Origin of the sequence: Sphingopyxis sp. H053 (assembly GCF_001468225.1) — a bacterium.
Classification (GTDB): Bacteria; Pseudomonadota; Alphaproteobacteria; order Sphingomonadales; family Sphingomonadaceae; genus Sphingopyxis.
The window spans coordinates 1-23,202 of record NZ_LNRU01000007.1 but is presented as its reverse complement, the minus strand read 5'-3'; the positions used below and the strand labels follow the sequence as shown (position 1 = coordinate 23,202).

The 23,202-nt window shown below is 65.3% G+C and carries 22 protein-coding genes; 9 read left to right on the top strand and 13 right to left on the bottom strand.

What is annotated here, in order from left to right; genetic code table 11:
- Positions 1-46: 46 nt before the first annotated feature.
- Genes ATE70_RS14615 through ATE70_RS14605 form a run of 3 tightly spaced genes read right to left on the bottom strand, consistent with a single transcriptional unit; the run spans position 47 to position 1,331 of the window.
- The gene (locus ATE70_RS14615) at positions 47-631 is read right to left on the bottom strand and encodes an RNA polymerase sigma factor (protein WP_058538641.1); all 585 of its coding nucleotides are present in this window, start codon (positions 629-631) and stop codon (positions 47-49) included.
- On the bottom strand, positions 628-1,068 hold the full coding sequence (locus ATE70_RS14610) for a periplasmic heavy metal sensor (protein WP_058538640.1): 441 nt from the start codon (positions 1,066-1,068) through the stop codon (positions 628-630). The genes ATE70_RS14615 and ATE70_RS14610 overlap by 4 nt, the downstream gene beginning before the upstream one ends.
- Positions 1,068-1,331, bottom strand: coding sequence for a hypothetical protein (locus tag ATE70_RS14605; RefSeq protein ID WP_058538639.1), 264 nt, complete (start codon positions 1,329-1,331; stop codon positions 1,068-1,070). The genes ATE70_RS14610 and ATE70_RS14605 overlap by 1 nt, the downstream gene beginning before the upstream one ends.
- A gap of 150 nt (positions 1,332-1,481) precedes the next feature.
- Here ATE70_RS14605 and ATE70_RS14600 point away from each other — a divergent pair, with 150 nt between their 5' ends.
- From ATE70_RS14600 to ATE70_RS14565, 8 genes are all read left to right on the top strand, one after another.
- Positions 1,482-1,862, top strand: a complete 381-nt coding sequence (locus ATE70_RS14600; RefSeq protein WP_058538638.1) for a copper resistance protein CopC — start codon at positions 1,482-1,484, stop codon at positions 1,860-1,862.
- 4 nt (positions 1,863-1,866) lie between these two features.
- Entirely contained in the window at positions 1,867-2,805 is a 939-nt protein-coding gene (gene copD, locus ATE70_RS14595; protein WP_058538637.1) for a copper homeostasis membrane protein CopD, read from the top strand.
- Between the two features lie 156 nt (positions 2,806-2,961).
- Positions 2,962-3,336: a DUF3703 domain-containing protein gene (locus tag ATE70_RS14590; RefSeq protein ID WP_231732664.1), complete on the top strand. Its 375-nt coding sequence runs from the start codon at positions 2,962-2,964 to the stop codon at positions 3,334-3,336.
- Positions 3,337-3,349: 13 nt separating this feature from the next.
- Positions 3,350-3,676: a hypothetical protein gene (locus ATE70_RS14585; protein WP_058538636.1), complete on the top strand. Its 327-nt coding sequence runs from the start codon at positions 3,350-3,352 to the stop codon at positions 3,674-3,676.
- 57 nt (positions 3,677-3,733) lie between these two features.
- On the top strand, positions 3,734-5,005 hold the full coding sequence (locus ATE70_RS14580; protein ID WP_058538635.1) for a TolC family protein: 1,272 nt from the start codon (positions 3,734-3,736) through the stop codon (positions 5,003-5,005).
- Between the two features lie 4 nt (positions 5,006-5,009).
- Positions 5,010-6,158, top strand: coding sequence for an efflux RND transporter periplasmic adaptor subunit (locus tag ATE70_RS14575; protein ID WP_058538634.1), 1,149 nt, complete (start codon positions 5,010-5,012; stop codon positions 6,156-6,158).
- A 3-nt stretch (positions 6,159-6,161) separates the two neighbouring features.
- Positions 6,162-9,371 (top strand): efflux RND transporter permease subunit, encoded by a 3,210-nt coding sequence (locus ATE70_RS14570; RefSeq protein WP_058538633.1) that lies wholly within the window; start codon positions 6,162-6,164, stop codon positions 9,369-9,371.
- Positions 9,355-10,275: a cation diffusion facilitator family transporter gene (locus tag ATE70_RS14565; protein WP_058538632.1), complete on the top strand. Its 921-nt coding sequence runs from the start codon at positions 9,355-9,357 to the stop codon at positions 10,273-10,275. Before ATE70_RS14570 ends, ATE70_RS14565 begins: the two co-directional genes overlap by 17 nt.
- A 12-nt stretch (positions 10,276-10,287) precedes the next feature.
- On the opposite strand, the gene ATE70_RS14560 is transcribed toward ATE70_RS14565, so the two are convergent.
- Positions 10,288-10,947, bottom strand: coding sequence for a class I SAM-dependent methyltransferase (locus ATE70_RS14560; protein ID WP_058538631.1), 660 nt, complete (start codon positions 10,945-10,947; stop codon positions 10,288-10,290).
- Positions 10,948-10,994: 47 nt separating this feature from the next.
- On the bottom strand, positions 10,995-11,654 hold the full coding sequence (locus ATE70_RS14555; protein ID WP_197411464.1) for a helix-turn-helix domain-containing protein: 660 nt from the start codon (positions 11,652-11,654) through the stop codon (positions 10,995-10,997).
- A gap of 620 nt (positions 11,655-12,274) precedes the next feature.
- Here ATE70_RS14555 and ATE70_RS14550 point away from each other — a divergent pair.
- The gene (locus tag ATE70_RS14550; RefSeq protein ID WP_120218387.1) at positions 12,275-13,543 is read left to right on the top strand and encodes a site-specific integrase; all 1,269 of its coding nucleotides are present in this window, start codon (positions 12,275-12,277) and stop codon (positions 13,541-13,543) included.
- Here the strand turns inward: ATE70_RS14550 and ATE70_RS14545 are convergent, their stop codons facing one another.
- From ATE70_RS14545 to trbK-alt, 8 genes are all read right to left on the bottom strand, one after another.
- A complete protein-coding gene (locus tag ATE70_RS14545) occupies positions 13,544-16,750 on the bottom strand; it encodes a hypothetical protein (RefSeq protein ID WP_052182311.1) in 3,207 nt (1,068 codons plus the stop codon).
- A 61-nt stretch (positions 16,751-16,811) separates the two neighbouring features.
- Positions 16,812-18,599 (bottom strand): competence protein CoiA family protein, encoded by a 1,788-nt coding sequence (locus tag ATE70_RS14540; RefSeq protein ID WP_197412335.1) that lies wholly within the window; start codon positions 18,597-18,599, stop codon positions 16,812-16,814.
- Positions 18,600-18,730: 131 nt separating this feature from the next.
- Entirely contained in the window at positions 18,731-18,946 is a 216-nt protein-coding gene (locus ATE70_RS14535) for a DUF2274 domain-containing protein (RefSeq protein WP_037556048.1), read from the bottom strand.
- Positions 18,943-20,166: a TrbI/VirB10 family protein gene (locus tag ATE70_RS14530; RefSeq protein WP_052182310.1), complete on the bottom strand. Its 1,224-nt coding sequence runs from the start codon at positions 20,164-20,166 to the stop codon at positions 18,943-18,945. Before ATE70_RS14530 ends, ATE70_RS14535 begins: the two co-directional genes overlap by 4 nt.
- The gene (gene trbG, locus ATE70_RS14525) at positions 20,163-20,999 is read right to left on the bottom strand and encodes a P-type conjugative transfer protein TrbG (protein ID WP_081933119.1); all 837 of its coding nucleotides are present in this window, start codon (positions 20,997-20,999) and stop codon (positions 20,163-20,165) included. The genes ATE70_RS14530 and trbG overlap by 4 nt, the downstream gene beginning before the upstream one ends.
- Complete coding sequence (gene trbF, locus ATE70_RS14520) at positions 20,996-21,679, bottom strand: conjugal transfer protein TrbF (RefSeq protein WP_037556047.1); 684 nt, start codon at positions 21,677-21,679, stop codon at positions 20,996-20,998. Before trbF ends, trbG begins: the two co-directional genes overlap by 4 nt.
- A gap of 4 nt (positions 21,680-21,683) precedes the next feature.
- Complete coding sequence (trbL, locus tag ATE70_RS14515; RefSeq protein ID WP_037556046.1) at positions 21,684-22,970, bottom strand: P-type conjugative transfer protein TrbL; 1,287 nt, start codon at positions 22,968-22,970, stop codon at positions 21,684-21,686.
- A partial coding sequence (trbK-alt, locus tag ATE70_RS14510) for a putative entry exclusion protein TrbK-alt (RefSeq protein WP_081933118.1) occupies positions 22,967-23,202 on the bottom strand: 236 nt, incomplete at its 5' end. The genes trbL and trbK-alt, both read right to left, overlap by 4 nt.

Here is a 23,202-nt window from a genome sequence, read left to right as displayed (position 1 = left end):
CCCTCACCCGAGGGACGAAAATAGCGAGCGCGCCCCGCGCGATATTTCAGCCCGGCATGCGCGAGGCCGGTTCGCCGAGCAGCGTCTTCAATTTCGCGCGCGCGCGATAGAGCCGCATTTCGACCGTCTTTTCGCTCGTCTGAAGGAGCTCGGCGGTTTCGGCCTGCGTGAGATCCTCGACGCCGCGAAGCACGAGAACCTCGCGCAGATTCGACGGCAGGCGGGCCATGGCGGCGCGGACGCGGGCGAGTTCGGCGCGATCGGCCGCCTCGGCATCGGGCGCCGGGCCGTCGCTCGCGACATCGTGGGCGCTTTCGAGCGGCAGCGCCCGCGCGAAGAAGGAACGCACCGTGCGGCGGCGCGCCCAGTCGCGGCACTTGTTGAGCGCGATCCGGGCGATCCATATCCGGAACGGCCGGTCGGCATCATAGCGGCCGATCGCCCCAAACCCGGCGACGAAGGTTTCCTGCGTCAGGTCCATCGCCTCGTCGGGATCGCCGATATTGCTTTGGATCAGGCGAAAGACGGGCGCCTTGTAGCGCCGCAGCAATTCCCGATAGACTTGTTGCTGCCCGGCGCGGGCAAGTGCGGCGAGCTCGCGGTCGCTACATTGCGAAAGATCGAGACTCACCGCGCATCGGCGGTCAGCGCCCGGACCACGCTCTTGTCGAACATCGCGGCCTGATCGCGGTCGAGAACGACACGCATCGCAAACAGATGCTGGAGCGTTTCCTTCTGCAGCTCCCCCATCACCCGGTGGGTCTCGTCGATCGCCTCGGTAACGCGGGGCCCATAGCCATGTTCGGCCTCGATCGCCTGCGCGAGCCGGATATTGGCGGCGCGCATGTCGAGTTCGAGCGCATCGCGCCGGGTCGCGAATTTCGCCTCGATCTTGTCGAGCTTCACCTGCTGCGCGGGCGAAAGCTTCAACTCGCGATGGAGAAGCGCGTGAAGTTCGGTTTCGCTGGCACGCGGCGCCTCGACGACGAGGCGTCCGGCGAGCACGCCAGCGAGTGCTGCGACGAACGCGACCAGACCGAAGAGCAGCAAACGGCGCGACGACGTCATCAACGCGAATCCAGCAAGGTCGAGGGCGCCAGCGGACTGGCCGGAATGAGCGGCGTGATCGGGCTCGCGGCAACGGCGGGCGGAACGACGGCGCTGCCGACAACGAAGCCACCACCCAGCGAAACGAAAGCGGCAATCGCCATCATGCGCCGCACCGCCGACGCCTCGCGCTGCCGACCCGCGAGCGCGGACAGCACACGCTCGTCGAGCGTTTCGAGCGCCGCCGGGACGGGCGCTTCATTCAAAATCCGGAGTTCGTCCATCGGCCTTTCCCGCCAGTCCTTCCAAACAGCATACGCGGACGATCGCATCACCCCTCAGAAATAGTCCAACAAAGTCTTGTCGAAATTCCGAGGGCTGTGCCGCCGCCTTGCGTATTTAGCAGGACAGACCCGGATTTGGAGGTTTTTATAATGAAGTCATTTCTCCCCGCTGCAACCGCCGCCCTCGCGCTGCTTCTGACGCCCGTCGCGGCGGGCGCGCATACCAAGCTGGTGGGCTCGACCCCGGCCGCGAATGCGACCGCCTCGAAGGTGACCTCGGTCAACCTGCGCTTCAACGAAAAGCTGATCGCCTCGACCGTGAAAGCCGAGCTGGTGATGACCGGCATGCCGGGCATGGCCAATCACGCGCCGATGAAGATTCCCGCGACGTCGACGATGGGCAAGGACGGCAAGTCGCTGACGCTCACCGCCAAGCGCGCGCTCGTCCCCGGCACCTACAAGGTCACATGGTCGGCAGCGGGCGCCGATACGCACCGCATGGGAAGCGAATTCAGCTTCACGGTGAAATAAGGCCGTGGCCGATCTCCTGCTGATGGGTATCCGGTTCGCGCTGTTCGCTGTCCTGATGCTCATCACGGGACTCGCCGCTTTCCCGCTCCATGCGCTGGAGCCTGGCGAGCGACGGGATCCCGAACTGGGATCGATCCTCTCCCGGCCGCTGCCGTGGCTCTGCGCCGCGGCGCTGTTCCTTTCGCTCATGGGCATGGCGGTCCTGACCGCCAGCATGCAGGGGGTCGGGATCTTCGCCATCGACCCGGCAATGGTCGTCGCGCTCGTGGACGAGACCGATGTCGGCGTCGCCTGGCTCGTGCGCATGGCAGCCCTGCTTGTCACCGCGGTCGCCGCTTTCCGTATCGCCCGCAACCCGGTCGCGGCGACAATGATCGTCGCCGTCGCCGGAGCCGTCGCGCTGGCGACGCTGGTCTGGTCGGGCCATGCCGGCGCGAGCGAAGGCACCGCCGGATGGATTCACCGGGCAAGCGACGCCCTCCATATGATTGCCGCCGCGATCTGGCTGGGCGCGATTGCCGGCTTCCTCCTGATGCTCCGTCCGGGCGAACCGGCCGCAAAAGGCCGTCTCGCGATGACGGCCCGAAGCCTCGACCGGTTCGCGCCGGTGGGGACATTGTGCGTGCTCCTGATCGCGGCGACCGGACTGGTGAACGGCCAGATGATCGTCGGGGCCGCGAATATCGGGCGGTCGATCGCCTCGCCCTATGGTCAGCTTCTCGCGATAAAGCTCCTCCTGTTCGCCGCGATGCTGGCGCTCGCCGCCGCCAACCGCTGGCGCCTCACCCCCGCGCTCGGGCGCGCATGCGACGAACCCGATACCGATCCTGCCAGCGCCGCGCGCGCGATGCGCCGCAGCCTGGTCCTCGAAGCCCTGGCGGGTCTCGCAATCCTCGCGCTCGTCGCATGGTTCGGCATGCTGGAGCCCTTCAACCCCGCGTGACCGGCACCCGCCGCGCTTCAACATCACGGTCGCGACAAGTCGGTAGCATGGCGCCAATCCGAAAATGCGTGGCGCCGTGTCGATCGATCGGCAGGCTTGACCCTGTAGTAGCTACAGGGTGCATAAGGGCAGCGAATCGAGCGAAGGGATAGTCGCATGAGCATGTTGAACCGTCGGGACGCGGCCGCCCTGATCGCGGCCGAGATGGCGCAATATCGTGCCGCGCACCGCGACGGCGACCATCCCACCGCCTGGAACGCCATCGGACGCGCGCACATCGTCGCGCAGCCCTTCCTCGCGCTTCACCTGTCTGCGCACTGGCACATGCTCGGTTTTGCGATTGCCCTTCGCGACTGCCGCGAGGCGGCCGGCCAGCTGCTGCGGCTCGCCCTAGTTCCGCTGGGATCGCTAACCGGAAGGCTGCCCGTCGGCAACACCGGCCGCGCACGGATCAGCGCCTTCCGTCCAATGCCGGTGCCGCCCGATCTCGCCAAGATGATTTCGCCACACGACAAACCGGTTTCGCGCTGATAAGGGAACGGCCATGCCGAATGCGTTCATGCGACTGCTGATGATCATCGGGGTGCTGCTTTGCAGCATGCACGTCGCCGAACCGGCGTCGGCACATTTCACGGCAACCGAAACCGCCTTTCACCTGTCGGCCGGCGACGGCGAACAGGACAGGCCGAATCCCGCATCGACGCCCGTGCATGGCGGGCATCATCATTGCCCTGTCGCGCCGGACCTCAAGGCCACGTCGACCGACACCCCAGCGCAGCCAGCCCGCGCGCCGCTTTTTGCCGCGCCCGTGACCCAGCTCGCTTCACGCGTCCTGCCCCCGCTACTCGATCCGCCGCTCCTCGCGATCTGAGCACGCTCGCCGCTTTTTATGCGGCGATCTCTCCGATCAACCGAGGATGGAATCTTTATGTTCAGGTTCGTTGCTGCCCTGGTGGCAGCCACATCGTGCGTCGCAATCGCGCACGCACAGGAGGCCGGCACCGAAAGCCGCCAGATATCGGGTCCGCTTCTGACGCTCGGCGAGGCCGTCGCGCTCGCGGGCGGCAGCGCGCCCGCGGCCGAAGCCGCGGCGGCGGACGTCGATGCCGCGAACGCCGCGCGCCGCGCGGCGGGGCTCCGGCCCAATCCCGCGCTTTCGGTCGAAGTCGAGAATTTCGTCGGCACCGGGCCCTATAATGGCATCAATGGCGCCGACGTGACGGCAAGCGTCGCGATCCCGCTCGAACTCGGCGGCAAGCGGCAAGCGCGCGTCGCGGTTGCCGATGCAGCGACGCACCGCGCGCAAATCGCCCAAGCGATCGCCCGGGCGGACATAAGGCTGCAAGTGACCGAACTCTATATCCAGGCCTCCGCGGCCGAAGTGCGGGTCGCGATTGCCGAGGACCAGTATCGTATCGCGGGCGACACCGCGCGTGCCGCGACAATCCGGGTGCAGGCAGGGCGCGCATCGCCGCTCGAACAGGAGCGCGCCGAAGTCGCGCGCCTGACCGCGGAAGCCGAAGCCGACAAGGCGCGGCGCCTCGCCGATGCCGCCCGTGCCAACCTCGCGCGGCGCGTCGGACGTCCGGTCGCCGGCCCGCTCGACATAGCGGTGCTCGGCGGACCCGGAAACGGAACGACGGGCCCACCCCGCCCTGTTTCGGCGTCGGGCACGCTCGCGTTGGCGGCGTCCGACGCCGATCTCCGGGCAGCCGATGCCGGCGTCCAGCTGGCACGCTCGCAGCGCGTGCCCGACGTCACGGTTGGGCCGGGGGTTCGCCGGCTCGAGGCGACCAACGACGTGGCGGCGGTGTTCAGCGTCTCGGTGCCGCTGCCGCTGTTCAACAACGGACGCGCGGCGGTCGATCAGGCGAATGCCGAGCGGCGGCGCGCCGACGCGCAGCGCCGTGTCACAGCGCTCGACGTCGAGCAGGCGATCAGCGATGCCGAGGTGGAGGCCGCCAATGCGGCAGCGGCGGCGCGGGTCGCGAGCGGCCCCGCCCTCTCGGCAGCGATGGAAGCGGCCCGGATCGCGCGCATCGGCTACCGCGAGGGCAAATTCGGGCAGCTCGACCTGCTCGATGCCGAACGGACGCTGACCGAGATGCGGGTCGCGTCGATCGAAGCGCTCGCCTCCTATCAACTTGCCAAGGCCCGGTTGGAACGCCTCACGGCTCCCGCGCCCCTCGAAGGAAATTGACGCCATGACCATCAACATCAGCCGAAAGCTGCTGCTCGCCGCGACACTGCCATTCCTCCTCGCGGCGTGCGGCGGCGGCGAGAGCGCCAAGCCCGCCGACGAGCATGGCGAGGAAGAGGCCGGCCATGCCGACGAAGGAAAAATCGCGCTCACGAACGAACAGGTCAAGATCGCCGGGATCGCCCTCGGTCGCCCGACGGTCGGCAGCGCCGGCGCCCTGCAATTGCCGGCGACGATCGAAGGCGATCCGCAAGCAACCCAGGCCGTGTCGGCCGCGATCGGCGGGCGCGTCGTCGCCCTCAATCGCAATCTCGGGCAGACCATCGGCCGGGGACAGACGCTCGCGATCATCGAAAGCCGCGAGGCCGCGCAGCTCCAGGGCGAGGTGCAGGCCACGCGCGCGCGTCTCGCGCTCGCCAACTCCCATCTCGCCCGCGAGGAACGGCTGTTCGCGCAGCGCGTGTCGCCCGAGCAGGATGTCATTGCGGCGCGAACCGCCGCGACCGAGGCGCGGATCGCCTATCAGCTCGCCCAGCAACAGGTATCGGCAGCGGGCGGCGGTGGCGGCCAGCTCAACCGGATCGCGATTGCCGCACCGATCTCGGGGCAGGTGATCGCGCGCAGCGTCGTTCTCGGACAGACCGTCGCCGCCGACGCCGAGCTTTACCGCATCGCGAACCTGTCGCGCGTTTCGCTGTCGCTGAACCTTCAGCCCGCGGACGCAGGACGCATCCGCCCGGGCGCTATCGTTTCGGTCAGCGCGCCCGGACGCCAGGCGACCGGCAAGATCAGCTTCGTCTCGCCCGCGCTCGATCCGGCCACGAAGCTCGTGCCCGCGATCGCGATCCTCGATAATCGCGCCGGACAATGGCGCGTCGGCGAAGCGGTGACCGCCTCGGTCGCGCTCGCTGGCGCCGACGGCGATACATCGATCAGCGCTCCCTCGACCGCGATCCAGACCGTCGAAGGCAAGAGTGTCGTGTTCGTTCGCACCAAAGAGGGTTTTAAGGTCGTTCCGGTCGTGCTGGGCGACCGCGCCGGCGCCAATGTGATCATACGCTCGGGACTGAAAGGCACCGAACAGATCGCCATCACCAACAGCTTCGCGCTCAAGTCGGAAATCGGCAAGGGCGAAGCAGGCCATGAGGATTAAGCCATGATCGCCCGCACCGTTACCTGGGCGGTCGAGAAGCGCTGGCTTGTCGTCCTGCTCACCGCCATCGCCGCCGTCATCGGAGCCTTCGCGCTGTCGCGCCTGCCGATCGACGCGGTTCCCGACATCACCAACAACCAGATCCAGATCAACGTCCGCGCGCCCGCGCTTTCACCCGAACTTGTCGAGAAGCAGGTCGCCTTCCCGATCGAGACCGCGCTCGCGGGGATTCCAGGGCTTGAATATACACGCTCGCTGAGCCGCAACGGTTTCGCACAGGTCACCGCCGTTTTCACCGATGGGACCGATATCTATTTTGCGCGCCAGCAGGTCGGCGAACGCCTCAATGAAGCGACCGAAACCATGCCCGACGGCGTCCGGCCCGAGATGGGTCCGATCGCGACGGGGCTCGGCGAAGTCTATATGTGGACGGTGCGTCTCGCGCACCGCAAGGATGATGTGCACAAGCCCGGCGAACCCGGCCTCCAACCCGACGGCAGCTACGTAACGCCCGAGGGCGAGCGCCTCGTCACCGAGGCGGACAAGGCCACCTATCTTCGCACCGCGCAGGACTGGATCGTCACGCCGCTGCTCCGCACCGTCCCGGGCGTCGCCGGGATCGATGCGATCGGCGGTTATTCGAAGCAATATATGGTCGTGCCCGATGTGCAGAGGCTGGCGGCGCTCGACCTCAGCCTCACCGATCTTGCCGAAGCACTCGAACGCAACAACACAAGCGTCGGCGGCGGGGTCGTCGAACGCAACGGCGAAGGGCTTGCCGTCCGCTCCGATGCGCTCATTCGCGATACCGCCGAGCTGTCGCGGGTCGTGGTCGCGACGCGATCGGGCGTGCCGATCACACTCGACCAGGTGGCAAGCGTCCGCACCGGCCAAGCCGTACGCATGGGCTCAGCATCGGAGAATGGCACCGAGGTCGTCGTCGGCACCGCGATCATGCGCATCGGCGAGAACAGCCGGGCCGTCGCGACCGCGGTTGCCGACCGGCTCGATGCGACCAACGCGTCGCTCCCGCCCGACGTCGTCATCGAACCGGTTCTCGATCGCACCAAGCTCGTCAATTCGACGATCTGGACGGTCGGCAAGAATCTGACCGAGGGCGCGCTGCTTGTTATCGTCGTGCTCTTCCTGCTGCTCGGCAATTTCCGCGCGGCGCTGATCGCGGCGCTCGTCATCCCGATCACCATGCTCCTCACCAGCTTCGGTATGCTGCGCGCGGGCGTGTCGGCGAACCTGATGAGCCTCGGCGCACTCGACTTCGGCCTGATCGTCGATGGCGCCGTCATCATCGTCGAAAATGCGCTTCGCCGCATGGCCGAGTTCCAGCACCGCGAGGGGCGGATCCTGACGCTTCAGGAGAGGCTCGCTTCGGTCGCAGCGGCGGCGCGCGAGATGGTGCGCCCCTCGGTCTATGGCCAGGCGATCATCATCCTCGTCTATGTGCCTTTGCTCACCTTGAGCGGGGTTGAGGGCAAGACCTTCATTCCGATGGCGTTGACCGTGATCATTGCGCTCGGCTTCGCTTTCATCCTCTCGCTGACCTTCGTGCCGGCCGCGATCGCCATCTGGCTCTCCAAGCGCGTCGAGGAGAAGGAGGGCCGAATCATGACCTGGCTCAAGCAGCGCTACGAACCCGGTCTCGACCGGGCGATGAGCAAACCCAAGGTCACGCTCGGCGCCGGGATCGGCGGGTTCGTCGTCGCGATCCTTGCCTTCTTCTCGCTCGGCCAGGTGTTCCTGCCTCAGCTCGACGAGGGCGACCTGCTTATCCAGGCGTTCCGCGTTCCCTCGACCTCGGTCCAGCAGAGCCAGGCGATGCAGGTTCCGATCGAACGGATGCTCTCGAAGCAGCCCGAGATCGACATCGTCTTTTCGAAGACAGGCACCGCAGACCTCGCCTCCGATCCGATGCCGCCCAATGCGACCGACAATTTCGTGATCCTGAAACCCCGAAAGGAGTGGCCCGACCCCAGCCTGCCCAAGGCCGAACTGGTCGAACGGCTGGAAAGGGAGCTGAACAAGATTCCCGGCAATGCCTATGAGATCACCCAGCCGATCCAGATGCGCTTCAACGAGCTCATCGCCGGCGTACGCGGCGACATTGCCGTCAAAGTCTATGGCGACGACTTCGACGCCATGAACCGGACCGCGCAGGAAATCGCCGCGATCTTGCGGAACACCGATGGCGCGACCGATGTGCGTGTCGAAGAAACCGAAGGTCTCTCGATGCTCGATATTCGGGCGAACCGCGAGGCGATGGCGCGGCTCGGCGTCACCGCACAGGATGTGCAGGACGTCGTAACCGCGACGATCGGCGGCCGCCAGGCCGGCACGATCTTCGAGGGCGACCGCCGCTTCCCCGTGGTTGTCCGGCTGTCGGACGCGCAGCGCTCGGACCTCTCGGTGCTCGAACAGGTGCAGGTCCGCGTTCCCGGCGGCTCTTTCGTGCCGCTCGCCAGCGTCGCCGACATCCGCGTCGTCGATGGACCCAACCAGATCAGTCGCGAAAATGGCAAGCGGCGCATCGTCGTCCAGGCCAATGTTCGCGGCCGCGCGATTTCCGACGTCGTCGCCGATGCCAAGGCAGGTATCGCGAAGGGTGTCCGCTTACCCGCGGGCAGCTACCTCGAATGGGGCGGCCAGTTCGAGAATCTGGCCTCCGCTCGCGATCGGCTCCTGCTCGTCATCCCGGCGTGTTTCATCCTGATCCTGCTGCTGCTCTACGGCGCGCTTCGTTCGCCGCGCGACGCGGCGATCGTGTTCACCGGGGTGCCGCTGGCGTTGATCGGCGGCGTGCTTGCCCTGTTCCTTCGCGGCATGGACTTCTCCATCTCGGCAGCAGTCGGGTTCATCGCGCTGTCGGGTATCGCGGTGCTCAACGGGCTCGTGATGGTGTCGTCGATCCAGGAGCTGATGCGCTCGGGCATGGCGCGGGCGGAAGCCGCGCGGCAAGGCGCGCTCATGCGCCTGCGTCCCGTGGTGATGACCGCGCTTGTCGCAAGTCTCGGATTCGTGCCGATGGCGCTCGCGACCGGCGCCGGCGCCGAGGTGCAGAAACCGCTCGCAACGGTGGTGATCGGGGGGCTGATCTCGGCCACCTTGCTCACTCTCTTCGTACTTCCGACCCTCTACGCGCGTTATGGAGGCGGACGCGCGCAGAAGGACGAAAGGATCGACGATGGCGCATTCGCATAGTCAAGAAGAGGGCGGCCATTCCGGGCACGACCATATGGCGGGCGCGAACAGCCGGAACCTGACGATCGCGCTGGCGCTGACGGGCACATTTCTCGTCGCCGAACTGGTGGGGGCGTGGCTGTTCAACAGCCTCGCCCTGCTCTCCGATGCGGCGCATATGTTCACCGATGCGGCCGCGCTCGCGATTGCGCTGGCCGCGATCCGCATCGGTCGCCGCCCCGCCGACGTCAAGCGAACCTATGGCTACCGCCGCTTCGAAATCCTCGCCGCAGCGTTCAATGCCCTGCTGCTCTTCGCGGTTGCCGCTTATATTCTCTACGAAGGGATCAAGCGTTTCGTCGAGCCGCAGGAGGTCCAGTCGCTCGGCATGCTGGCGGTTGCCGCCGCAGGGCTCATCATCAATCTTGTATCGATGCGAATGCTTTCGGGCGGCAAGGACGAGAGCCTCAACGTCAAGGGCGCCTATCTCGAGGTCTGGGCCGATATGCTCGGTTCGCTCGGGGTCATCGGGGCCGCGATCCTGATCTATTTCACCGGCTGGAGCTGGGTCGACCCGATCGTCGCCATCGCGATCGGCCTCTGGGTGCTGCCGCGGACGTGGATTCTTCTGCGCGACACCACCAATATCCTGCTGCAAGGCGTTCCGCGCGGCGTCGATCTTGGGGCGGTGCGCGCAAGCATCGCAGCTGTCGATGGTGTGGCCGAAGTCCACGACCTCCATCTCTGGTCCATCGCTGGCCGCGATATGAGCCTGACGGCGCATGTCGTCCTGACGCCGGGGCGTGAAGCGGACGCCGTTCGGCTGGGGGTTTCGGAAGCGTTACACGACGCGTTCGAAATCTCGCACGCAACATTGCAGATGGAATCCGCCAGCGAGCAATGCGCCGAGCCGGAGCATGACTAGCCGCGGCGCGAGCTAGCGCTCCGCCCGATAAAGGGAGATCGATCCCGTCGGGGTCTGGATGGCCCGGACTTCCTCGACATCGCGAAAACCCGCGTCGTGCAGGATTTCGGGGACGCAGCCCCGCGCATTCGGCTCGGTAAGCTCAAAGCCATCGATCATCTGGACCTGCCGGAACAAAGTTCGCATCAGGAGCGAGCGTTGCTCGCCATAGTCGGCGATGTAGAGCCCGCCGCCCGGTTTCAGCAGCCGCCACATCTGACCGACGATCGCTTCCTTCACGTCCATCGGGCATTGATGGAGCACAAGGCTCGAGACGATCTTGTCGCATTGCTGGAGCGGGCCGATTTGATCGAGCGCATCGCCCATCGCCTCGAACCAGAGGATGTCCGCATCCGCCTCTCCTGCCTTTCTCCGGGCGATGTCGAGTATATCCGGATCGGGATCGACGCCCAAGATAATGCTGGTCGGGGTCGCCGCCTTGAGCGCTATTGCAAGCGTTCCGGTGCCGCATCCGATATCGACGATCGTCTCGCCGACCGCCGGAGCGACGAGCTTCACCAGCTCGCCCCGCCACCTCTTTTCGCGCGTCATCAAGGCGAGAACAGCATCGTATCGCTCGATATTGCCCGCCTTGCCCAGCGCGGGCACGAAATCTCGATTTGTGTCTGCCATGATCAGGACACTAGTCCCGCGGGGACCGGCACGCTTGAACGATGCGGCTATCGCTCCAGAATGATATCGCTGGCGCGGATGCCGAACATGGCCTTGATCGTCCGGGCAAAATGCGCGGCGTCGGCAAAGCCGGCTGCATGGGCCGCCTCGGTGATGTTCGATCCTGCCAGAAGCCCCTCGAACGCCGCGCTCAGGCGCCGCCACAGGACATAGCGTTGGAACGGCATGCCAATCTCGGAAGCGAACAGGTGCCGAAGCCGGCCGACCGAAAGCCGGGTCCCGGCGGCGACGTCGAACAGACGAACCGCGCCGAGCGGGAGGCGCCGTTCGATCGTCGCAGTCATGTCCGAGATGCGCGTATCGATGCTTCGCCGCGGGGCGCGCATCATCCAGTCCTGCCAGAAGGAACGCGTCACAGCGCCCGGCACGATCTGAAACCGGCCTGCTTCGATGCGATCCCGCAACGTGTCGGGCGGACCGAAACCGGCGGTCGGTTCGACAAAACAGATATCCGCACCGGCGGACGGGAGCAGTTGGTGCCGGGCGTTGGGTTCGATCAACAGGCAGGTGCCAGAAATTTCGCGGCCGTCGCTCCCGATGGCTCGCACGGGCGAGTCCGCGAAAACCGCCTGGGCCGCAAAATGACGATGGGGAATCGCATCGCCGATCGTGCCCGACCACCAGGCCGTCTCGCCCTCGATGCGCAAGGCGCCCTGCCAGAAATTCTTCGCCATCGACGGGTAGGCTACCTCGGCGATCCGGCGCCGTCATTCGTCGATTGTCTCGGCGGACGGGATAATTCGAACAGGATGATGGCCGATCTCCGCGACGAGCGCCTGGAGCCTCTCCCAGCCATTGTCCGTCCCGGAAGTCCGGAATCCTTCTCGCTCTCCTTGCGCCCCGTCCGGAACAAGCGGCTCCCGCGGGGACGCACCGCCGCCGGGCGCAGCCCCGTGTCGACACTACGCGAGATACCGCCGACCTGTCCGGATCCTCGCCTGGAGCTGGTGACAATATGGAGACAAAGCTCCGTCCCCACAGGCTTGCCACCAGTGACGACGCAATCCGCGCTTTCACTAAATCACTGATTTTATGAAGAAAACTGGAGCGGGCGAAGGGATTCGAACCCTCGACCCCAACCTTGGCAAGAAATTACTGCAAATACCCCAGAGCTTCTTTTTCTACGCCAAGGTACGAAAATCCAAGCATTTGTTGACTTCGGCCTACGATAATTTATCCTAGCCCTACCCTGCGAAGCGGTGATTTTCTATTACGTCCTCATTACTTTTCGAATCGGCCACCCTCGCGTAATATGATGGAGGAACTTGTGGCGCTTGCGAAGCTCAATAAGCGGACGGTCGATGCGCTGGCTGCACCAGCGACAGGCCAGGCATTTCTTTGGGATACCGAGATCAAAGGTTTCGGTGTCCGTGTCGGCGCAACCGGGACGAAAACCTTCGTCATCCAGTATATGAATGAGGAAGGCCGGGTTCGGCGAGTGAAGATCGGGCGCTTCGGCGTGATGACGGTCGAGCAAGCCCGCGAGCTCGCGAAGATTCAGTTGGGCAAGGTCGCCTCTGGCGAAGATCCCGCAGAGGAGTCGCGCCGGGTCCGGAAGGATCTCAATGTCGCCGAGATGTGCGAATGGTATCTCGTCGAAGCGCGAGCCGGCCGCATTCTTGGACGGAAGAACCGCCCGATCAAGGACACCTCGCTCAACATGGATGAGAGCCGCATCCTGACGCATATCATCCCGCTGATGGGCAAACGCCTCGTGCGGAAGCTGACGATCGCCGACGTCGAGGCAATGCAAAATGACATTGCAACCGGTCAGACCCGAAAGCCTCCTTCGGGCGGGCGCGGCGGCCGCCCGACGGGCGGTGCCGGCGTTGCCGGGAGGAGCCTCGGCACCCTCCAGGCCATCCTAGGCCATGCAAAGCACAAGGGACTGATTGCGGAACATCCTACGAAGGGCGCGAAGAAGCTCGCGACCAAGAAAAGGACCCGGCGTCTCAGCATCGCCGAGATCGAGCTGCTGGGTCGGGCGATCGGCCGGGCCGAACTGGGTTCCGAGAACCCCGTTGCGCTCGCAATTGTCAGGACGCTCCTTCTGACCGGCTATCGGCGCGAAGAGGCGCAGGCGCTGCAGCGGCAGTGGGTTAACCCCATGGGCGGCTACGTCGCGTTCCCCGACACGAAGAGCGATGCACAATTTCGGGCGATCGGACCCGAGGCGATCAAGATCGTCGTCGCTCAACCCGAAATAGCCGGCTGCCCCTACGTCTTTCCCGCGTCGAATGGCGAAGGCCCGTTTACCGCCGTCAGCGACTGCTTGGCCCGACTATGCCGCTCGGCCGGCATTGAGGGCGTAACGCCGCATACGCTGCGCCACACCTTCGGCAGCATGGCGGGCGAACTCGGCTTCTCCGAGCTCACGATCCGCGCGATGCTAGGCCACGCGTCGCAAAGTGTGACGCAGGACTATGTTCATATCGATGAAGCCGTGAAGCTGGCGGTCAGCCGCACTTCGGACGAGATCGCAAAACATCTTGAGACTGGCGTGCGGAAGGCGGCAAAGATGAAGTTCGCCGCCTGATCAAGGCGGCGAACCGTCGCGCGCCTCCATTTGCTCGAGAAGCTGCACTCCGATGATTTCCAAATCGGACTTGCCGATATCGGCAACTCTCCGGATCGAGAGGTCATGCTTTAGTATGGCAAGGTCCATCATCAGATCGGGCTCGCCATTCTCCTTCACGTAAGTGGGAACCAGAATGAACGAGCCACCCGCGGGATAGTTATCGAGAAAGAACCTCAGATTCGTGTCGGCGGCAGGTTCGAGCAGCTTGAGGCGGCTCGGCATGCTCACCAGCGTACCAGCGAAATCCCCTGGCTCAGTTCCCGCCATCAATAGCACCGCATAGTGGGACGGGGGCCGACCAGGTAGTTCGCGCAAGATCGCGATGTGGATAGCCCCTTTGGCATCTCGTGCGCCGAACCGTTCGCGCCAACGCTCGAAAATTTGGCGTCCCGCCTCGCGATCCTCAAAGTGCAATCCGACGATCGGGAGATCATGCTGCAGACCGAGCATCACGCCGATCCAGCGGGCCTGCTCCCATTGCGGAATGTCCAAGATCGAGCGCACTTCGACGCTGCGGTGATCGCCAGTCGCGTATCGCTCGCTGATTGTTTCTTCTTCGGGATCAGCCTCTGGCACCCTTACAATTACCGGCCGGTCGGCCTTCGGCGGAAACCGCTCGAGCGATAGCTCGTTCCAATCCGTCAGTCGCGACGCTGGACTGTTCATCGCCCGGATGCGGCTGTTCGAACTCGCGACTGCGGCGCTGACGCGCTCAAGGAGTGATTCTTCCCGAAAAAGCTTCTCCAGAGATATTTTTTGCCGGTCGGCGAGTGAGGTCGCGACGAGCATCAGCGTTGAGAGAAGCAGGAATTGGCTATGGGTTCCGCTCTCACCGAGATGATCGGCGGGTGTCGATCCGGCAGGCCAATGAAGTTTGGCGCGCATGTTATTGCCATCGAAATCAACGTTCGGTGCTGTGGCAACATCGCTTTCCACGAGATCGATATCAAAGCGCTCGACGAATGCTCCGATCCGCAGGCCGATAACCGTAGCAAACAGCGTGTCGATAACCGCCAGCAGGGTTTGGCCGGCGAGCAGCGCTGTGTCGCTGCCCGATAGATGCACCGCGACGCGCATGCCGATAACGCGGGTCTCGATGCTGTGCGGTCGCGGGCTGCCGGTAACCAGCGGCCGACCACCGAGGTCGCCCGCTGGCTGGTTGGCCGCGCGCGCGAACATGCCTTCAAGTCCCCCTTCCGGCTCCTCCTCGGGCTGACGTTCACCCAGGCGCTCCGCATAGCCCAAGGCGTAGAGAAGCGCGCCGCAGGACATAGGCAAACCAAGGCGTTCCAGAACCGTCGGGAGGCCCGCCATCGCCTCGAAGTCATCGGCCGAGCTGTTGAGAAACTGGCAAGTGAGGACGCCATCAAATTCCTTCAACCTCTCGTCGACGCGAACCTTCGAAGCGTCGTCGAGCGGCAGCAACTTTCGGCAACCATTCACCATCCGGATCGCGTCGAGCGCCTCGGGCAGCAGCCGCAACTCGATGTCTATCCAGATGAGGAGCATCAACGCGGGAACGAGGGTGACCGATGGATGGCTATCGTGCTCCGAATCTGCAATTATCGATGCGACAGCAAACAGCGCCGCGGCACGCGCAGCCCAGAGCGTACCGGTGCCCCGATAGGCGACCGCGAGCATGTAGCTCGCTTCGATGAGCTCTTCCGCATATTCGCGCTTGGTGAGTTGATGCGTGGCCCGTCCGAGCAGACGAATTATCTCAAGACGGTCCGCATTTGTGTCGAGCCGCCGCGCCCTTCGCAGCAAAATACGTCCACTCTCGCCTTCGCCGACCCGCTTGCCCATGAAGTCTGCGAGCTTGTCGACCAGTTCACCATAGGCCGGATCGTTCCCGGCAAGCGGCCCCACCTCCTCGATCAGCTGCGCGAGCCGCTCGGCATCATATTCAGCGAGCCCCGACGCCGCTTCGAGGATAGCTTCGGCTTCCTGCCAAAAGGGGGAGATTTCGTCGCGTCGATCGAACGCAAGGGAGGTGATCTCGAGCATTAGGGAGGTCGTGCGCGCTTCGAGCGCATTGTTGGGACGGTCCTTCTGACCCGCAAAAAATTCGAGGCGAGCGACCAACGCGGACCGGCGTTCCGAGAGGCGAACCTGTTCGGCTGAACGATAGCCCTGTGCGACCGCCGTAATCAGGCATTGCAGAAGGTTTGCAAGGCGTTCCGCGTGTCGCGCCGCGGGCGAGCCAAACGCGAGTTCAGCGAACGCGTCAAACTCGCGGTCCAGGAGGTCAAACTCGTCGAACCAGTAGAAGGCCGTCCAAAGCCGCTGATAGCGTGCTTCGATCTGCTGGCTGAGCAGACCATGTTGATCGGCGATGCGGATCGCCCGATCAAATCGCCCATGGGTCTCGAAAGGCGGCCGCTCCAACTCCTTCGAAAGCGTCGCAGCGAGCAGGGCGTCGGTCACGCGCTGCGCCTCGATGCCGGCATAAGCGGCAGGGTCCTGGATTGCCTTCTCCAGATCTTCGAGTTGCTGCGACCGCGCGTAGTCGGCTGGCCCGACACGCGCCTTCTCGTTTCGCTTACCGACTCCGAGATAGTCGACAGCGATATCCTGATTTCCGTGCGTCAGAACCCGGTCGATGATCCAGCTTCGGTCGAATATCTCGACGCGAAAGCCGAATTTCTCTGACAGCTCATCCTGAATCTTGGCGACATCTTTGGAGCGGCCATAACGCGAGGTGACGACGAACACCTTCGTATAGGGACGCCCAGTCGCCGCGATCCCCTCGATGTCCGATCGCGCCTTCTGCTGCCACTGCTTCTTCGCGCTGAAAGCAAACGCCCAGCGCTCGCTTCCAGAGTTGGCCTCGCCGACATAGTGAAGTGTCGTAATCTCGTCGGAGACCGCAAAGGTCTCACTGTCGGCCTTGCTGTCACCGCCGCCCTCCGGGCCCGTCGCAGGCTTCAGATTCTTGCAGACGATCCGCTCGCAAAGCTTCCGACAGAAAATCTCGAAATCATGGGTCTCGTTGCGCGCCGTGACATACTCGAGGCGCTGCTCCAGCTCATAGGCTTCGAGGATGAAGGCAGGCTCGGACCCGCTATCGGAAAACTCGTCGGGTCTCAGCTGGCGCATGAATTCCGAGGGAAGGATGGCGCGTGTTGCCGCAAGCTGATCGGCCGAATCGTCGGGCTGGTCCATAGAACAAGTCTAGAACATCGCGATTTCACACGCGAGCGGGAATTCCTTCCGGCCTGCTCCGCTACACTTTCGGGAGAAGCGCCAGAGCGACTCTCAAATCCGCATCGGTCTCACAAGCTTCGATCGGGCGACGACCGGCAAGCTTCGGGTGCGCACTGTTGAGAAAAAGGTGCGCGCGGTCGGGATCGCGGAAGGCCTTGTTGGAGGCGGTCGTGAGCCGCTTGCGAAATTCCTCCGCCGCTTCCGCCGCCAAAACCCGGCGCTTCCTCACGTCCTCGGCGCGCTCGATATGGCTGAAGGCTCGCCAATAGAGATCGTCGCTGCCACACGCCCACTCGGTGATCGGCACTCCATCGACCACCGTCGATGCGAGCCAGGTCTCGGCCTCGTCCTTGAGCGCGTTTTTCGCGGCAATGGCGAAGTTCCGCCGCCGGCTTTCCTTTGCGTCTTCGATCCGCTTGCGCTCGGCGGCTTCCTTCGCCTCGCGCTTCTGTCGGATACCGTCGCGCCACTCCTGAAAGGGCAATCCGCAAAGATCGTCGACGATGGGAAGGTCGCGATAGCTGCGCGACATGTCGAAGATCGCCCGGACCCGCTTGTCCAGCGCGTGAAAATCATCGCCGCCTTCCGCCGCCACCTTCCAAGGATTTCGGCCGTCGACATTATATCGCCGCATCCAGCGCCGGCTGAAACCATCGGGATCGGGATGGCCGGCATCCTTGGCGATGCAGGCAACGGTGCGCTCAAGGTCGTAGCGATTGTGAACGCGGGCATGAAGATCGGGGTCGACATAGAAGCGCTGCTCGTCACGCTCCCACACCACAGCCTGCCGATCGGTGAAGAGATTGAAGAGATATTCGGTCACGGCTTGGCTGGGCGACCCGAAACTCTCCCGCGAGTAGCCGGCCGCTGCCAGCGCGTTCGGTTTGTAATTGCTGAGGTCGGTGCGCAGCATCCATGTCGGCAGCACGCTCTCGAGATTGGCCTCGTTCGGCCACTCGCCATGGATATGGATGTCCGATCCCGCCGAGTATTTGATGCTCGGCGTGTAGATCAGGGCATGCACGAGCGCCGCCTGCCAAAGCTGCGGCCTTACCGTGAACCAATGGCCCATCCGGCTCTTGGCCCCGAACAGATAGTCCAGTTCGGCATATTGCAGGTCGGCCATGATCTCCGCGACCCATTCGGTATCGACGGGAGGCTTCTGCGGTCGCTCCCGGATATGCCATCGGAGCGCCTCGCCCTTGCGCGTCGCTTCCGCCGTGACCCGCTCGGACAGGCGCTGCGCGGAACGCTCGCGATCCGGATGATGGATCCAGTGCCGCGGTGCGTCGTGCAAAATCTGCTGGTCGAGTTCGGCGCCATCAAGCTGGCGCCAACGCACTCCGTAAAGATCGATCTCGATCATCGGGCAGCCTGCGCGCGCGACCTTCTGCTGCTTCTCCTCATCGACCGCGTGCGACACCTTGAATTCCACCGCGCGGCGATCGGACCCGATCCACACCATGGCATCGGGCTGAAAATCGCCCTCCGATGTCTCTAGCCTCACCTCGTCGAGCGCGAATTGCCCGCCTTCGAAAACGACCTCCTCCAATCGCTCCTCGCGGAGGACAAGGCTTGGCAGGGTGACCCACCGGACAGCAGCCAGCAGCAGCTTGGCGTAGAGATGCAGGGCCGTCTCGCCTGAGCATCGGCTGTCGGACTGGTGCGCGAAATGCTTCCGCATCTTCTTCGGGAGCCGAAGGGTCAGTCGTTCCTTGCATCCAAGGCAGGTAAAGGGGCCGTCGCGGTGCGATACGATCTGTTCGACGTGCCGAACCACGCCATCGCCGCATGCAGCGAATGGCACCCGCAAGCCCGAGGGATCGGGCTTCGTTGTGCAAGGCCGCGGAGGTTGGGTCGGCCGCTCAGGAGCAAAATGCTCGTCCACAGGGCGATCATAATCGACCCTGTGTGCGCATACAAAATACTCTTTACCGCCTAACGCCGCGCCTTCGCAAAACCGCGATCGGTCGCGACGAACCGTTCCAGCATCGGCGGTATGAGCCGTTCGATCGACAACGGCTCCGACAGGCCATTTTCCTTCGCATGTGCCGCGGCATAGTCAGCGAGATCGCGCGCAAGCTTGCCCGTGAGTTCGACAGTAGCCTTGACCGGCTTCTCCTCGACGATCGGCCCAAGTCGCAGCCGACTCATCTCCAATCCGCCTGCGGCTCGAGAATAAGGTCGCGGGTGACGACTACGCGGAGCGCGAAACCCGGCCGGATGGTGAGCGTCGGACGCACCGCCAGTTCGCGCTCGACGATGCGGCGCCCGGCCTGGCTCGTGCTGTCCTGCATCCCGTAGCGGAGCGCCCGGGCGAGTTCGTCGTCGCCGCCGACGCTGAGCTCGCTCCCGACCCCGAGCAGGGTCGAGACGAGCGCGGCGCGGACCATCCGGCCCCAATGATTGTTCACCCGATCCTCCAGCCCCGACATGCCTGCGGCGTCGGCGCCGGGCTGCCGTTCGAGGCGGATCGATCGTCCGCCGGGCAAGATGAGGCGATCCCATGCGAGGAGCACCCGGCTCTGTCCCGCCGCGATCTCGCTGTCATATTCGCCGATCAACCGCGACCCTTGCGGGATGAGCAGGATACGCCCGGTCGGACTGTCATAGATATTCTGCGTCACCTGCGCGCTGATCTGGCCCGGAAGGTCCGAGCGTATGCCCGTGATGAGCGCTGCCGGAATGACAGTCCCGGCCTGGACGATCAGCGCGGAGCTCGGGGCGATCAGCCGCTCGCCACTTTCGAGGGGCCGTTTCGAACCCGATGCCAGAAACTGACGCCGCCCCTCATTGGCCGTGCGAGGCTCCGCCGCCTGTTCGGGCGCGGCCGCCTCGGCGGGCACAATATCTGTTGCTGCGGAACTTGCGGTTCCGCCCCCCAGAAAGAGCCGGCTCGTCTGGGCGCTCTCGCGCTCCTGCAGTGCCCGCTGCCGCGCCTGTTCGGCGGCCGCCACGCGCGGATCGGGAGGATTGCGCCCTTCCGCGCCGATCGGCGGGACGGGGATGGCTTCGCCGCTCCCCTGCGCCGCAACGATCGGCCGGCCAAGGTCGCCGGGGAGCGGCGGACCGAGCTTCGGCACGGCGCCATAATCGGCGGGTGCTCCGGGGACCGCGTCGGGCCGCGCATTGTTGCTCGCTTCATAGAGCTCCCGACGCTCGGCCGGGGCCGGCGTTCGCAGCGCCCACATGAGCGATGCCGCAATCGCAAGACCGCCGGCCCCGCCGATAACCGCCAGCGTTTTCCGTGACAGACGCATGACCCGCGGAGTCTCACCCGCCAAGCGGAACGCATCGGGGCTCGCAGGGGCGATCGGCGCAACCTCGGCCTCGGCGGGCACAGCTTCCGTGCCCGGCTGTTCGGGCGCCGTCACGACCGGCCTCGCGCGCGCGGCGTTTCGCGTTCGATCCGCACGGCCTTGGCGCCGCGCCCGCTCCCCAGCCGGAGTTCAGCGCGATCGAAAAGGCGGTCGACGATCATGTAACGGCCGTCGACCCGGTAGTTGAGCAGCTCCGCCGCGCCTTTCTCGCCGACCGCGAACAGCGGGGGCATGTCCGCGGTTGCGATCGCAGCACCGAACTCGACGAAGAGCTGGCGCCCATCGTCGAAAACGCGCACCGGCCGCCAGGGGACCTTCGCGCCGGAGATGCGATACGCAAAACTCAACGCCGCGAAATCGATCCCGCCTGCAACCGGAGCGAGCCGCGCCTGTTCGGTCTCGGCGGAGCGAAGCGCGATCAGCTCGTCCTGCGGATAGGACCAGGAGACCGCCGCCATATAGGTGGCGGGGGTCGCGCGCAGCTCGATGTGATAGGTCCGACGGCTGGTGTTGATGACCAGATTCGTCATGATGTCGGGGCGCGTGGGCTTCACCAAAATATGGACGCGGCGCGACGCGCCCGTCCCGCTCACCGTATCGCCGATCACCCAGCGCACGGTGTCGCCGGCCGCGACAGGCCCCGGACCGACAAGCTCCTCGCCTTCCTGCAATGCGATGTCGGTGACCTGTCCGGGGGCGGTGTAGACTTGGAACAGCGCGCCATCGGCCCAGGCATATTTCTGGATGGCGTTGAGGAAGGTCGCGCGCTCGGGCTGGACGCGCGCCGCGTCGTTCGCGCGGCCGACCTGCGTGCGCGGATCGGCGGGTGCCGCCTGCGCCGGCAGCGCGAGCGCGGCAGCGCCGAGAAGAAGGGTAAGGCGGATCATTGGCTGAGCTCCTTCGACCAAGAAATAGCGGTGACAAAAACGCCGAGCGGGTTCCGGCGCAGGGCGTCGGGAGTGCGGGGCGGCTGGATCGAGGTGGTCAGGATCGCCGACCAGCGCGACGTCTCGACCAGGCTGCCATCCTGATAGCGGCGCTCGGTCCAGGCGATGCGAAAGCTGTCGCGCGATGCGCGGATGACGCTCGATACATCGACGGCGACCTGCATCTTGCCGACTTCGGCAAAGGGATCGTTCGCGCGGGCGTGATCGCTCAGCGCCTGCGCGCCCTTGGGCGTGGTGAAGTCATAGGCGCTGAGCCAGTCCTTTCGGAGCACCACCGGATCGGCCGGGATCGAGCGGACATGCTCGATGAAGCGCGCGAGATGGAATGCGATCTGCGGGTCGGTCGGCGAAAAGTCGGCATCGGCGGGCGCCACCGATCTTGCCTCGCCGAGCTTGTCGACCTCGACGACCCAAGGGGTGATCGTGCCGCGGAGCGACTGCCACACGAGCGCCGAGGCGAGTCCGCCCGAAAGCGCGAGACAGCCGAAGAAGGCGAGGCGCCAGCTTTTCGCCTGGGTGCGGGCCGAGCCGATGCGGTCGTCCCAGACCTGCGCCGCGCGCTGGTAGGGCGTAACCGGGACCGGGGACTTGCCATAATGTTGGGACGGGCGTCGAAACATGGGTTCAATCCTTCTGGCTGATGTCGGGAGCGGAGCCGGCGCCATGGCTGTCGCCGGCCTTGAGGGTCTGCGAGGCGATGGTGGCGCCCGAGGTGACGGCCTGACGTCGCTTCATGGCGGCCGCCCAGGTCGGGGGCGACGCCGCGCCGTCGCTCGCGGTGGCAGCGCCGGCCACGGACTTGCCCGCCTGCCCCGCGGCATAGCTTTGACGCAGGCGGTCAGCCGCGGCGCGGAGCGGCGAACCCGCGCCGCGCGCCGTGTCACGCGCCACATTGGCGAGCCCCGCACCGAACGCCCGCATCCCGCTCTTCCCGGCCGCGCCCCGGGCATAGGATGCCGAAGCGCTGCCGGACGCGCGCGAGGCGCCGAGCGCGGTGCGACCGACGGCGCTGCTCGCCGCGCCCGCCGCCAGCGTCGCGCCGGCGGCCCCGGCGGCGATCGTGGCGCCGGCCGCGAGGGTCGTGCCTGCGGCGGCGCCTGCGCCGAGCTGCGGGCCGCCCGCCACGATGCCGTTGGCGACGCTCGGACCGAAGATGCCGAGACCGAGCAGGGTCAAGGCGCCGAGGGCGATCGCCATCACCTCGCGGATGTCGGGTTCGGTCCCGAGCCCCGCGTCCATGAAGCGCTGGAAGAGGGTCGTGCCGATGCCGGTGATGACCGCGAGCACGAGCAGCTTGATGCCCGAGGAGATGATATGGCCGAGGACGCGCTCGGCCATGAAGGCGGTACGTCCGAAGAAGGCGAAGGGCAGCAGGACGAAGCCCGCGAGCGTCACCAATTTAAACTCCAGGATCGTGACGAAGACCTGCACCGCGAGAATGAAGAAGGCGATCACGACGATCACCCAGGCGATCAGCAGGATCAGGATCTGGACGAAGTTGGTGAAGAGCCCCACCGGGCCGACAAGATCGGCGGTCGCGTCGAGCAAGGGCTCGGCGGCATCGAGGCCGGTGGACGCGATCATGCCGGGGCGCATGAAATCGCCGATCGCCATCGCGCTTCCTGCCGCTTTCAGGCCCAGCCCGGCGAAGCTCTCGAGCAATATCGTGGCCAGCGCCTGGAAATTGCCGATGATGAAGGCGAAGACGCCGATATAGAGCGTCTTCTTCACCAGCCGCTGCAGCACATCCTCGTCGGTGCCCCATGCCCAGAAGAGCGCCGCGATCGTTATGTCGATCACGATCAGCGTCGAGGACAGGAAGCCGACCTCGCCGCCGAGCAGACCGAACCCGCTGTCGATATAGGTCGAGAAGACCGACAGGAAATTATCGATGACGCCGGTGTCGTTCATGGCTTGCTCTTTTCGGTCCGGAAGAAATGGCGCCGCTTCGCTTCCCAGGCCGCCTCGCATTCGGGATCGGCTTCGGTGGCGGTTCGGCAGCGACGAAGCGTGTCGCCATAATCGGGGGGTGCGTCCGCCCCGGAGATCGCGGGGGCGGACGCACGGGGCGCGGGCGGATCGAGCGCGGCGACAAGGGCAAGGGTCAGCGCAAGACCCAGGACGATTGCCCCCATCACCAGCC

Coding starts and splice junctions, on each gene's coding strand:
- ATE70_RS14590 (WP_231732664.1), top strand. CDS start 2,962: ATGAGCATGTTGAACCGTCGGGACGCGGCCGCCCTGATCGCGGCCGAG.
- trbL (WP_037556046.1), bottom strand. CDS start 22,970: ATGAACGACACCGGCGTCATCGATAATTTCCTGTCGGTCTTCTCGACC.
- ATE70_RS14535 (WP_037556048.1), bottom strand. CDS start 18,946: ATGAGTCGGCTGCGACTTGGGCCGATCGTCGAGGAGAAGCCGGTCAAG.
- ATE70_RS14610 (WP_058538640.1), bottom strand. CDS start 1,068: ATGACGTCGTCGCGCCGTTTGCTGCTCTTCGGTCTGGTCGCGTTCGTC.
- ATE70_RS14570 (WP_058538633.1), top strand. CDS start 6,162: ATGATCGCCCGCACCGTTACCTGGGCGGTCGAGAAGCGCTGGCTTGTC.
- ATE70_RS14580 (WP_058538635.1), top strand. CDS start 3,734: ATGTTCAGGTTCGTTGCTGCCCTGGTGGCAGCCACATCGTGCGTCGCA.
- ATE70_RS14575 (WP_058538634.1), top strand. CDS start 5,010: ATGACCATCAACATCAGCCGAAAGCTGCTGCTCGCCGCGACACTGCCA.
- ATE70_RS14585 (WP_058538636.1), top strand. CDS start 3,350: ATGCCGAATGCGTTCATGCGACTGCTGATGATCATCGGGGTGCTGCTT.
- ATE70_RS14545 (WP_052182311.1), bottom strand. CDS start 16,750: ATGGACCAGCCCGACGATTCGGCCGATCAGCTTGCGGCAACACGCGCC.
- trbG (WP_081933119.1), bottom strand. CDS start 20,999: ATGATCCGCCTTACCCTTCTTCTCGGCGCTGCCGCGCTCGCGCTGCCG.
- ATE70_RS14600 (WP_058538638.1), top strand. CDS start 1,482: ATGAAGTCATTTCTCCCCGCTGCAACCGCCGCCCTCGCGCTGCTTCTG.
- ATE70_RS14560 (WP_058538631.1), bottom strand. CDS start 10,947: ATGGCAGACACAAATCGAGATTTCGTGCCCGCGCTGGGCAAGGCGGGC.
- ATE70_RS14605 (WP_058538639.1), bottom strand. CDS start 1,331: ATGGACGAACTCCGGATTTTGAATGAAGCGCCCGTCCCGGCGGCGCTC.
- trbF (WP_037556047.1), bottom strand. CDS start 21,679: ATGTTTCGACGCCCGTCCCAACATTATGGCAAGTCCCCGGTCCCGGTT.
- ATE70_RS14565 (WP_058538632.1), top strand. CDS start 9,355: ATGGCGCATTCGCATAGTCAAGAAGAGGGCGGCCATTCCGGGCACGAC.